This window comes from Bartonella sp. MU37NMGALS (genome assembly GCF_042194015.1).
Taxonomy (GTDB): Bacteria; Pseudomonadota; Alphaproteobacteria; order Rhizobiales; family Rhizobiaceae; genus Bartonella; species Bartonella grahamii.
In genome coordinates this window covers 96,096-108,618 of sequence record NZ_JBHIML010000004.1, presented here as the reverse complement: position 1 = coordinate 108,618, position 12,523 = coordinate 96,096, and the positions used below count along the sequence as shown (strand labels likewise).

At 37.5% G+C, this 12,523-nt stretch carries 11 protein-coding genes; 3 read left to right on the top strand and 8 right to left on the bottom strand.

Annotation, left to right across the window (positions count from 1 at the left end):
- Window positions 1-71: 71 nt before the first annotated feature.
- From ACFIJP_RS03945 to gshB, 7 genes are all read right to left on the bottom strand, one after another.
- On the bottom strand, window positions 72-908 hold the full coding sequence (locus ACFIJP_RS03945; protein ID WP_375625679.1) for a cell wall hydrolase: 837 nt from the start codon (window positions 906-908) through the stop codon (window positions 72-74).
- A 586-nt stretch (window positions 909-1,494) separates the two neighbouring features.
- On the bottom strand, window positions 1,495-2,217 hold the full coding sequence (gene phoU / locus ACFIJP_RS03940) for a phosphate signaling complex protein PhoU (protein WP_012754655.1): 723 nt from the start codon (window positions 2,215-2,217) through the stop codon (window positions 1,495-1,497).
- Between the two features lie 21 nt (window positions 2,218-2,238).
- Window positions 2,239-2,997 (bottom strand): phosphate ABC transporter ATP-binding protein PstB, encoded by a 759-nt coding sequence (gene pstB / locus ACFIJP_RS03935; protein WP_375625677.1) that lies wholly within the window; start codon window positions 2,995-2,997, stop codon window positions 2,239-2,241.
- A gap of 51 nt (window positions 2,998-3,048) precedes the next feature.
- A complete protein-coding gene (gene pstA, locus ACFIJP_RS03930) occupies window positions 3,049-4,338 on the bottom strand; it encodes a phosphate ABC transporter permease PstA (RefSeq protein ID WP_375625675.1) in 1,290 nt (429 codons plus the stop codon).
- Window positions 4,335-5,795, bottom strand: coding sequence for a phosphate ABC transporter permease subunit PstC (gene pstC, locus ACFIJP_RS03925; RefSeq protein ID WP_375625673.1), 1,461 nt, complete (start codon window positions 5,793-5,795; stop codon window positions 4,335-4,337). The genes pstA and pstC overlap by 4 nt, the downstream gene beginning before the upstream one ends.
- A 75-nt stretch (window positions 5,796-5,870) precedes the next feature.
- Complete coding sequence (locus ACFIJP_RS03920) at window positions 5,871-6,917, bottom strand: substrate-binding domain-containing protein (protein WP_375625672.1); 1,047 nt, start codon at window positions 6,915-6,917, stop codon at window positions 5,871-5,873.
- Between the two features lie 142 nt (window positions 6,918-7,059).
- Window positions 7,060-7,998 carry a glutathione synthase gene (gshB, locus tag ACFIJP_RS03915; RefSeq protein ID WP_375625670.1) on the bottom strand — a complete coding sequence of 313 codons (939 nt, stop codon included), beginning with the start codon at window positions 7,996-7,998 and terminating at the stop codon, window positions 7,060-7,062.
- A gap of 87 nt (window positions 7,999-8,085) precedes the next feature.
- On the opposite strand from gshB, the gene ACFIJP_RS03910 reads away from it, so the two are divergent.
- Window positions 8,086-8,880, top strand: coding sequence for a molybdopterin-synthase adenylyltransferase MoeB (locus ACFIJP_RS03910; RefSeq protein WP_375625668.1), 795 nt, complete (start codon window positions 8,086-8,088; stop codon window positions 8,878-8,880).
- An 873-nt stretch (window positions 8,881-9,753) separates the two neighbouring features.
- Here ACFIJP_RS03910 and ACFIJP_RS03905 read toward each other — a convergent pair.
- Window positions 9,754-10,317, bottom strand: coding sequence for a c-type cytochrome (locus ACFIJP_RS03905; RefSeq protein ID WP_375625666.1), 564 nt, complete (start codon window positions 10,315-10,317; stop codon window positions 9,754-9,756).
- A gap of 104 nt (window positions 10,318-10,421) precedes the next feature.
- Between ACFIJP_RS03905 and ACFIJP_RS03900 the strand changes: the two genes are divergently transcribed.
- Both ACFIJP_RS03900 and ACFIJP_RS03895 read left to right on the top strand, forming a co-directional pair.
- The gene (locus tag ACFIJP_RS03900) at window positions 10,422-11,153 is read left to right on the top strand and encodes a 3-deoxy-manno-octulosonate cytidylyltransferase (protein WP_375625665.1); all 732 of its coding nucleotides are present in this window, start codon (window positions 10,422-10,424) and stop codon (window positions 11,151-11,153) included.
- Window positions 11,150-12,013 (top strand): prephenate dehydratase, encoded by an 864-nt coding sequence (locus ACFIJP_RS03895; RefSeq protein WP_375625663.1) that lies wholly within the window; start codon window positions 11,150-11,152, stop codon window positions 12,011-12,013. The genes ACFIJP_RS03900 and ACFIJP_RS03895 overlap by 4 nt, the downstream gene beginning before the upstream one ends.
- Window positions 12,014-12,523: the final 510 nt, after the last annotated feature.

The following is a 12,523-nucleotide window of genomic DNA, read 5'->3' as shown; positions in this document are numbered from 1 at the left end:
ATTATCGCTAAAAGGTTCACTTAATTCATAAACCGCAATGGGTATATAACCCTTCTTTTGTCGTGAAAAACTTACCAGTTTCTATGTCGTTTTTCTAACATTGCAACAATTGCATTTAACTGATCTGATGAAGGCAAAGTCATAATCGTTTTATTTTCCTCTTTCCTAGCTAGATGTTGAGGTGCATAGGCAGGAATAGGAACTTTATCAAGCTGTACCAAAGCAAAAGATGCAAGATGTGCCGTCTTGGACTGTGCTATTTCTATCGAAGGAGATGCCCTTTTTTCTACCTTTACTTCCCCACTTTCTAAGCCTTCATCTATAAAGCTTGGCGCATGACCAGAACGTTCTTGAGCAAAAGCATAAGCAACATCATAAGGGCGATTATTTGTAGGAACTTGAAGTTCCCCATCACGTGATCGTTTTTCATAAAAAGCATTTCCCCCTGCAACCTGAACATAATGCATGTTTTTATACGGAAAAGACAAACCAGCGGTATGAAAAAACTTAGCGTGTCTAACTTTCTTATCTCGCTCACCCCGTAAAACAGCATCAGCCGCCTCTCTTACACGAGCAACAGATGCTTTCTCCGTCATAGGACGCGTTAAAACACCAGGAGCAAACTGCTTATATTGACCAACAACACCACAAATCGTCTTAGGATAGGCGGTTGAATTAACACGATTCATAACAACCGTCCCAACGGCAATCATTCCTTCACGGCTTGTGCGATTTGATTCAAAATACATCGCTCGCATAAGACATTGACGCTCTGTCAATGGATACGTAACTATTTTTGTCTTATTATTATTTACTTTTCCAGTATCTAAACGATTTGAAGCACATCCCACAACAACTAACGGCGCTACACAACAGGTAACAAAAACATTCCAACGATTTTTTTTCATCTTATGCAACACATTCCTATAATCTCTGAGCTACTCAAATTTTGAAATGAGCTTTAACTGTGTCTCTCAATAAAGTACATAGCTAACTGTTACCACTCAGTAAAATTTTAATGCAAGAGGTAATCAAAAAGTATCTATGCAAAATAAAAAATAAAAAACTCTTAATTTACAGATCAATATTGTTATTCTTTATGGTTCAATATAGGCCATAATAGCCCACACGTTCCAATTACAATGAAGTAACACTATCCACTTCTCCTACATACAAAAAATTTGGATACCAAAACTCTTTGCATCGATATTAAAAAAATAATACAGATATCCCCTTTAATATAAAATTTTAACAAAATGATCTGAAAGGAAATTCCCCTAGAAAACTCCCCTCCGTCCGCAATACGAGTGATGATATCATCCAATATACAAATATGTCAAACCAAGAGTTAGCAATCTGCTATGCTTCTCTGAAAAAACTCTTTGTTGCCTCTTTATGCTTTTCCATAAGATAGTTATCTTATTCTTTCTATAGCCGCACTGTAAGAAAATACTCATATATCTACAAACTGATTTTATACATATAAGAAAAATCTTAATCTATTTTCTTCTCACCTACCCCAACTTTATAAGTAAGGTCATCGCGAGGACGATCAGAGGACATATGGTAACCCGTTATGATATAATGCAGCATCTCAGCAATATTAGTAACATGGTCACCAATCCGTTCAATATTCTTTAAACAAAACAGTAAGTGCGTACAAACCGTAATATTACGCATATCTTCCATCATATATGTCAAAAGTTCACGAAAAAGAGAAGTATACAAAGCATCAATCTTCTCATCACGCTCACGCACCGCGTCAACACGCTCTAATAGGCGACTCGTATAAGCATTTAAGACTTCTTTTAATTGATTGAGTGCTAAAGCTGTAATTGTTTCAAGCCCATGATAAACAGAAGCAGATTGACGTATTTCTGAAAGTGCAACAGTCCTTTTAGCAATGTTTTTGGCCATATCCCCAATCCGCTCAAGATCAGAAGAAATACGAATGGCTCCAATAATTTCACGCAAATCGACAGCCATCGGTTGGCGTTTGCAAATAATAGCAACCGCTTTTTCATCAATGTCACGTTCTGCTTCATCTAAAAACACATCATCGGCAATCACTGTCGTTGCAAGTTGAAGATCACTACACACAACCGATGCTACAGAACGTTCAATCATTCTTTCTGCATGGCTCCCCATTTCTGTAATCCTTGCTTTTAAATATTTTAGTTCTGCATCATAAGAACGGACAGTATGGTTCATAGACATATCTTACACTCCTCAATTCACCTATCCAAAACGCCCCGTAATATAATCTTGCGTCCGTTGCTCTTTTGGTGAGGTAAAGATCATTTCAGTCGCACCAACTTCTACCAAATGCCCTAAATGAAACATAGCCGTATATTGAGAAACACGTGCGGCCTGTTGCATGGAATGCGTTACAATAACAATTGTATAATTTTGCCGTAACGCATCGATAAGCTCTTCAATCCGTGCCGTCGCAATGGGATCAAGAGCTGAACAGGGCTCATCCATCAAAATAACTTCAGGACTAACCGCAATAGCACGTGCAATACACAAACGCTGTTGTTGTCCCCCTGACAAACTTGTTCCAAGATCATGAAGACGATCTTTTACTTCTTCAAACAAACCTGCCTGCCTCAAACTCTTTTCAACTACATCATGCAATTCAGAGCGCGTTTTAACTAAACCATGAATGCGTGGACCATACGCAACATTCTCAAATATAGATTTTGGAAAAGGACTGGGCTTTTGAAAAACCATTCCAACACGAGCGCGCAATTCTACAACATCAATCCTCTGGTCATAAATATTCTCCCCATCTAAGGTAATAAGACCGGTTGTTTTAGCGCCTTCAATCGTATCATTCATACGGTTAAAACAACGCAAAAAAGTCGACTTTCCGCATCCTGATGGACCAATCAAGGCTGTTACTTGATGTTCAGGAATATCAAGTGTAATACCATGGAGTGCTTCTTTGTCTCCATAAGAAACCTTCACATCCTGACCGCGCATTTTAATCTTCATTACAAAAATTCACCTTACAAAAATCTTATCAAAGCTGTTGTTTTATTAAAATTACTGGCGGCGTTCAAATCGTCGACGTAAAAAAACCGCAGAAATATTCATGATCGCAAGAAAAATCATTAATACAATAATAGCTCCTGATGTCTTTTCAACAAAAGCGCGCTCTGCTTCACCCGCCCACATAAAAATTTGAACAGGCAAAGCCGTTGCTGGATCCATGGGGGTCGTAGGAATATTCACAACAAAAGCAACCATTCCAATCAAAAGCAAAGGCGCTGTTTCACCCAAAGCCTGCGCGACTCCAATAATTGTGCCTGTCACAATACCAGGCGCAGCTAAAGGAACAACATGATGAAAAATCATTTGTGTTTTTGATGCTCCCAGTCCTAAAGCTGCTGCACGAATAGAGAGAGGAACAGCACGCAGAGCAGAACGTGTTGCAATAATGATCGTGGGAAGAGTCATGAGCGCTAAAACAAGACCACCAACAAAAGAGGCTGAACGTGGTAATCCTAAAAAATTAACAAAAAAAGAGAGTCCTAAAAGACCAAACACAATTGAAGGAACAGCTGCAAGATTATTGATATTAACCTCTATAAAATCTGTAAATTTATTTTTGCGTGCATATTCTTCCAAATAAAGAGCCGTTGCTATGCCTATCGGGAGTGAAACTAATAAAACAATGCCTATCATATAGAGAGAACCAATGATCGCAACACCTAATCCCGCAGTCTCAGGACGACTTGAAGCGCCAAATGTAAAAAAACCAATATTAAATGTTTTATAAAGCGTACCATCATGCGCTAAACGCTTTATCCATTCTACTTGTCGATTAGAAACTTTACGGTTTTTTTCTGCTACACGCAGATCAATCTGTCCCTTATAAGCAGAATCAATATCCGCAGATGCCAAAACTTTAACTTTTTGCATTGTGCCAATCAGTTTGGGATTCTTTGTTATCATTTCACGCAGCTGAACGCGGACACCATTTGAAAACATACGATTAACTTCCCGAAGAGAGGCTCGATCATTTTGATCTATATTAAGTTTCTTTGCTAAAGCATTGCGTACAAGAAGTGGATAATTCGCCGTCATGAGCACTCGCGGTTTTGTTTTATGTTGACCACTTGGATCAATGATCTTTTCATCCAAATAAATCGATAATGTCATTTCACTTTGAAAAAAAGCTGTATAACCCTGACCAATGATAGACCATAAAAGCGTAAATAAAAAAAACAAACCAATAGAAATGGCAATCAAACCATAGGCACGAAAACGACGTTCAGCCCAATACCGACGCTTGAGGCTAATATTGCGACGAGGGAAAAAATCTTCATTCATTCATATTGTTCCCGATATTTACGCACAATATAAAGAGCTAGGATATTCATCAAAAGTGTCATAACAAAGAGCGTCATTCCTAAGGCAAAAGCCACCAGAGTTTGTGGAGAATTAAACTCAAAATCACCGGTCAATTGATTAACAATCTTTACAGTCATCGTAGTCATTGCTTCGAAAGGATTGAGTGTTAAGTTTGCTGCAACACCTGCCGCCAAAACCACAATCATTGTTTCTCCAATTGCACGCGATGCCGTCAACAAAATGGCCCCCATAATCCCTGGAAGCGCTGCTGGTATAACAACTTTTTTAATTGTTTCAGATTGCGTTGCGCCTAAACCATAAGAACCTTCACGTAAAATGCGTGGAACAGCCGTAATAACATCATCCGATAAAGAGGAAACAAAAGGTATCAACATAATTCCCATCACAACTCCAGCAGTCAAAACACTTTGTGCCATAATAAAACCACCCCCATCTGAGAGAGACGCAGAGAGATCACGTAAAAATGGTCCTATAACCTTCAAAGCAAAAAAACCATAAACAATGGTTGGGATGCCAGCAAGAACTTCCAACAATGGTTTTACAATTGCTCGCAATCGCGCAGAAGCATACTCAGCCATATAAAGAGCTGAAAATAGTCCTATAGGTACAGCAAAAAGCATGGCGACAAATGCAATATAAAGCGTACCAGCAAGAAGCGGTATTAAACCAAATTGTCCTACTTCATCGCTTGAGCCACTCGCGGAAAAACGCGGATCCCAAACAGTTCCTAAAAAGAAATTTGAAAAGGATACAGACTGAAAAAAGCTCACTGTCTGAAAAAGCATAGAAAGCGCAATGGCTATTGTTGTCAAAACTGCAACAATAGATGCACAAATTAACCCAATAATAATAAAAGATTCAACCTTATTGCGCGCACGCTGATGAGGCGCAATTTGCATCATTCCACAGATAAAACCAAAAGACGCAACAGCAAAAAGGAAACCATAACCTATAAACTTAAGCTTTTCAGAAAAGAATACCCACGACTGTGCTATTTTGAACACATCATCCGATGCTTCATGAGGTAAAATCAATCCCTTCGCGAGTAATTGTGTCTGCACTTCCTTATAGGAAGCGGTAGAAAGATTCCCCTCAAAGCGATGAATCATTTTGACGAAACTTCGAAGTGTCTCCCAAAGTAGATCATGATTTACAGGCTCTGTCACATGCGCACTATACGCCCCAAGTTCTCGAGAAGCATTATATTCTAAATAAATTGTACTCCCAGCATCCCAAAAAATTAAAAAAATAAAAGCTGGAATAACAGTAATCAAAAATGTCCACCAGCCATAATAATACGCACGAGAATGCATTTTATGCTGTCTGTATTCAAGAGTGCGTGCTCGCATATAAGAAATACAAAAGCCACAAAATCCAAAAATCAATAATAGCAAAATAATGAAGGAAATGCGCATTTTATCTTTCAGTTTTTATAAAAAATAGCACCCAAATTTCCTATCCCAGAAATCCAACAAATTATTCCCTGCAAATTATTTCAATGTCATTATTCGACCAGCAGAAAAATCAGAACGCTGTGCTTGACGCTCCTTTTCAGGAGAAACAATCAAACCATATTCAGCCAAAGGACCCTCTGGACCAATCATTTGATCAGAAAGAAAAAAGTCAACATATTCTCGCAAACCTGAAACAATACCTAAATGTGCTTTCTTAATATAGAAAAAAAGCGGACGAGAAACTGGATATTGTCCACTAGAAATCGTCTCAACTGTTGGTGCAAAACCGTTAATATCGGCAACCTTTAGCCTATCAGCATTATTTTGATAAAAAGACAAACCAAAAATACCAACCCCTGTTTTATTAGAAGTTAGACGCGCAAATGTTTCAGAATAATCACCATCAATATCAACCGCTTTTCCATCCTTACGTATCGCAATACAAGCAGTGTGTATCTCCTTATCATCCATTCCTAAAGACTTCATCACCTCAACTGCCCCACTCTCTTTACACCCCTCAGTAAGTAATTTTTCCTCAAAAACTTCACGCGTCCCATGCTTCTCTCCAGGAATATACGCTGCTATCGTCCAATCAGGAAGAGCACTATTAACTGCACTCCATTTCAAAACATTATTCGGTTGCAACTTTCCGTCTATAATAATTCGAGCAGCAAGAGCTTTATAAACATCTACTGGCTTTAACTTCCAATCAGGACCCTTAATATCTGTTGCAAAAACAATACCATCATACCCAATACGTATTTCCTCAACATCTTTTACACCAGCATCAAAACAAGACTGTAATTCACTCGGCTTCATTGCTCGCGAAGCATTGACAATATCAACGGTGTTCTCCCCAATACCACGGCAGAATTCCTTAATACCAGCTCCTGTTCCACCTGATTCGATAACAGGAACCTTAAAATGGGGATAAATTTCTCCAAATGTCTCAGCAACAATCTTTTGATAAGGTAAAACTGTAGATGAACCAGTAATCTGTATTTGATCGCGCGCATTGCCTCCATTTGCTGACAGCAGTAGCGCAAAAATCAATCCCACTCCAATTGATAATACTCTGCTCATCTATAAACTCCCTAAAAATTGAGGACAAAGCCTCTTAATTTATATCATACGGTCATTCTAGTTCACATTTGCAACATAACAAATATAAAAAACAACATGGATCATTTTTTTAAAACCATGTTTTTGTCCTCTGTCAAATAAATTAATTTGAACGCTTGAACTCAATAACATCCCAAAACAAATGAGCAACATCTGTACCGCAGAAGCGTTTAATTTCACGAATTCCTGTAGGAGACGTCACATTAATTTCTGTTATATAATCTCCGATCACATCAATCCCCACAAAAAGAAGACCACGTTCCTTTAAGGCTGGAGCAATACGTTCACAAATCTCATAATCACGTTTTGTTAACTCAACATTTTCCGCGCGACCTCCAACATGCATATTAGAGCGCACATCTGTTTTTGTCGGAATTCGATTAATAGCTCCAACGGGTGTACCATCAAGCAAAATAATCCTTTTATCTCCTTTTCGTACTGCCTCTAAATAGCGCTGAACAATAAAAGGTTCATGATAAATTTCTGCAAACATTTCCAACAATGATGCTAAATTGCGATCATCTTGTTTTAAATAAAAAACACCAGCGCCCCCATTTCCATAAAGTGGTTTAACAATAATATCGCCAAATGTCTCTCTAAAAGCTGTTATTTCTTCAATATCTTTGGTAATTAATGTTTCTGGCATCAGATCGGAAAATTCAGTAACAAAAATTTTTTCTGGACTGTTGCGTACCCATGCTGGATCATTCACAACAAGTGTTTTAGGACGAATCCGTTCTAACAAATGTGTCGTTGTAATATAATTGAGATCAAAAGGTGGATCTTGTCGTAAAAGAACCACATCCATATCTGTTAATTCCGTGCGAACAGGCTTTTCTAATTGATAGTGGCTTCCCTCTTTATCACGCACAATCAATGGCTCCAATCGTGCAATCACACAACCATCACACAGAGATAAACGATCTGGTGTATAATGGAAGAGAGAATGTCCACGTTCTTGTGCTGCTAAAGCGAGTGCAAATGTCGTATCTCCTTGAATCCAAACTGTTGAAATATGATCCATCTGAATAGCAATTTTCATAAATAAATCCTCCCTATCCTAAAAGCAGACTGGTCTATGCACCACAAACTTAGTAAACAATAAAAGAACTATGACAAGAGAAAATTTATGACACAAGAAACAGATATAAAATTAAATAACAAAGAAATCGAACGCTATGCACGCCACATCATTTTGCCTGAGATTGGTGGTGCAGGGCAACAAAAGCTAAAAAAAGCACGTGTTCTTGTTGTGGGCGCTGGTGGTCTTGGTGCTCCTGTCTTAACCTATTTGGCTGCCGCAGGTGTTGGAACCCTTGGAATTGTCGATAACGACATCGTTTCACTTTCCAATTTACAACGCCAAGTTATTCATAAAACAAATGCAATAAACAAAAGAAAAACAGACAGTGCTGAAACCACTATAAAAGCAATAAATCCTCATGTTGTAGTTGAAAAACACACCCTACGCTTAGATAAAAGTAATGTGGATAAACTGCTCAATGCTTACCACATCATTGTTGATGGAAGTGATAATTTTACGACACGCTATCTTCTTGCTGATCACGCTGCCCAATGCAAAAAACCTTTAATAAGTGGTGCTGTAGAACGTTTTAATGGCTCATTAACCGTCCTTATGCCGTATAAAGACAATAATCCTCACTATCGCGATTTATTTCCCTCGCCTCCGGCTCACGGGACTATCTCAACATGCGCTGAAACTGGAATCATCGGTGTTTTACCTGGCGTTATTGGGACCCTACAAGCAATGGAAGTTATTAAAATGATCACAAATATTGGTGAACCTTTAGTAGGAAAAATTCTTCTCTATAATGGATTATTAGCGCAATTTAATATTATTGCTTATAAACGCTCAAATTATAAAAAGAATGCCATAGTTATTAAGAAGCTTGGAGGATCATGATTATGTCCCCTCTCCCACTAATTTTTAACACTCTCGCAATGTGTATTGAAATACTAATATTTTATCGTAAGTCATCGAAACACTGTAACCAATGAAAATTATTAAATTTATCACAAATATGGAAAACCGTTTGTGAAAAAATAATTCTTTATAACGGATTATCAGCATAATTTCATGTCATCGTCTATAAATGGACAGAGACTCGTGCAAATTTAGCTGCCATCAGTATTCTTGTGTAAAAAATTTTCGAAGTAGATAAAAATACAATCAGCAGAACTCTATTCAACTATTTTACTATTCACACATAAAAACTCCCTCACATGAAAGTACTTACTTCAAACCATAACCTATAAATAAATAATCTAAGTCATATTTTAGTGATCTATACTATAAAGGTCAATGATTTGTACTTACACCTTTAAGCTCAAGAGAAAACCTCTATTCATCAAGCATCATAGAACGCAGCTTAGGATTATTGCGCGTATAAGAAAAATACATGGGGATTGATGTGTATAGAAGGATTAAGATAAACTTCATGGAGAGCTTTAATTACATAATTATTGCATTCAGAAGCAGAAAGCTGCAGCTCATGAATTGATAATCCTTCAGCAATAATTTCACAGACAAGTATATGTAGAAAAAGTGAAGCACACAAATCTTGAAAACCAATCTACAGATGACAGCGTAAAGAGTGCATTTTTATAAAAGATCTCTTTAAAATAAGCGAGTAAATATGCAACGTTAAATGTGTTCTATTTTGCGTGAGGGGCGTTCCCCTTAACAAAACATCAATAAGAGCTCTTTTGATAAAAGTGTGAAACTCAAATTACAAAAAATCAGACTTCTTTCTAAAATTAACATTTATGGTATAAGTTAATTTCGCTCGTTCGCTTTATTATTATCCATTGGTAAAGGAACAGGATGATCGGATAAACTGCGTAAATAAAGCAAAAGATCGGCACGATCTTGGTCATTTTTAATTCCACGAAAAGACATAATGGTTCCAGGAAAAGCTTCACGTGGAGAATGTAAATAACGATCTAACGTTACAAAATCCCATTTTTGATCAGAATGAGCACGCAATGCCCGTGAATAAGCAAAACCTGCTGCTGATGCCAAAGGGCGGTTAACAATCTCCCAAAGAACTGGACCAACACGCCCTGCTTCATTGCGTCCAGAATTATGGCATATGGCACATTGGCGAAAAATTTTACGGCCATTTTCAAAATTTCCTTGTTGAAGACGGCTGTCTAGTGATAGGAAAACATCAGGTGCTTTTTGTTTTTCTTTAAATGTATCATTCTCGGCAATTGTATGATAATGTTGGACTGATGTAGGATGATCGTAAATGATATTGCTGAGTGTGAAAATCCCCACAATAATGACCAGTACACATAAACAAGCACAAATAAAATAAATAAATCTCAGGCGATTCATAAAAACTCAAATGTTCACGGTTTCATTACCATTTTTAGTTTAAGCTTTTTCTTTATAACACACAACATCATAAATGCATCACAGATGACATTTGGAATCTTACAATGGCCCTTGAACCAATTATTCTTATTCCTGCCCGTATAGGCTCAACCCGTCTTCCTCAAAAAGCTCTCGCTGAAATTGGCGGAAAGCCGATGATTGTTCATGTCGCAGAACAAGCCAAAAAAGCTGCAATAGGGCGTACGATCGTTGCAACAGATCATAATGATATTGCTAAAGCTGTTGCAGATTATGGACATGAATATATCATAACACAAGGTGATCATAAGTCTGGATCTGACCGTATTTATGAAGCTTTAATGCGTATTGATCCCGAACAACGTTACAATACCATTTTAAATATACAAGGTGACTTACCAACAATAATGCCTCGTGAAATCATTCATGCTTTACGCCCTTTAGAAAATAGCTTTACTGATATTGCAACCCTGGGTGCTCAAATCATTGAAGAAAATGAAAAAAGAGATTCCAATGTCGTCAAAATCATTGGTACACCGCTTTCTCAAAATCGCCTTCGTGCTCTTTATTTTACGCGCGCCACAGCACCCTATGGAGATGGTCCTCTTTATCATCATATTGGAATATACGCTTATCGGCGCGAAGCACTTGAGAAATTTGTATCATTCAAACCCTCCACACTTGAGCAACGTGAAAAACTTGAACAATTACGTGCATTAGAAAACAATATGCGTATCGATGTGGAAATAGTCGATACAATTCCCTTAGGTGTAGACACACAACATGATCTCGATAGAGTTTGTGAGATTCTAGCATGAAAATACTTCAAAAAACCAATAAAATTTCTTTCCAAGGAGAATATGGCGCTAATTCCCACATTGCTTGCTCCAATATGTTCCCCAATATGGATGCTGTTCCCTCTGCTACTTTTGAAGACGCACTTAATTTAGTGGAAAGTGGGCAAGCTGATCTTGCTATGATCCCTATTGAAAATACTCTTGCGGGACGCGTTGCAGACATTCATCATCTTTTACCGCAATCATCCCTTTATATTATTGATGAATATTTTTTACCTATCCATTTTCAATTAATGGTTTTGCCCGGCGTTACATATGACGAAATTAAAACCGTCCACAGCCATACGCATGCCCTTGCACAGTGCCGAAAAATCATACGAAACAACGGTTGGAAACCTGTTGTTTCTACAGACACTGCTGGAGCTGCAAAATTTATTAAAAAAAATGCTAAACGTTCACAGGCTGCCTTAGCTCCTCTGATCGCAGCAGAACTCTATGGACTTGATATTCTTGAAAGAGATGTTGAAGATAACCCTCATAACATTACCCGTTTTGTCATCCTTTCACGCTCCAAACGACATGTCCCCAAACCTAAAAATGGCGAAAAAATCATCACCAGTCTTCTTTTTCGAGTGCGCAATGTCCCCGCTGCTCTCTATAAAGCTATGGGAGGATTTGCAACGAATGGTATCAATATGACAAAATTAGAAAGCTATCAAATTGGTGGAAATTTCAATGCAACACAATTCTTTGTTGATATTGAAGGACATCCTGAAGACCCGATGATGAAACTTGCCTTAGAAGAATTATCTTTCTTTTCTGCAGAACTGCGTATTATCGGTACTTATCCAGCACAAAACGATCGAACATCGTATATATAAAAGCAATTAAACTGCCATCATTCTTTGCTGATATCAAAGAGCATCGTAAAAATTTCATGATGCGACGCATCTTGGAAGAGCTCGCTTTTTTCTGCTCAACACCCTTCATAAAAACTGAAGAAGAAAAAACGGCTCATAAAGGAATATATAAATTATTTCCATAATATTTTTTCGCAAATTATATCATGATAAAATGTAAAAAACACAGTAACCACAAATAAAAACACTTGTACCATATATTTCCCTTTATATATTATAGAGAGGTTCTTGAGACAAGTCATTTCTTCTGATAGTTTATTCCAATAAAGATAACGAACTTCTAATTAACTCTCAAAACAATTCAAATTATTATACATGATAGAGCATTCAAATTTCTTAGACTGATATCAGTCTGAACATGGTTTAAAGCCAGAAAATGCGACTTAGCCCTGCTTTTAGAATTAAGTTTGAACTTTCATTTTTATAAAAACTGATTTATGATTCATCTCACTTTAGAAAAAAGGAAAGGAT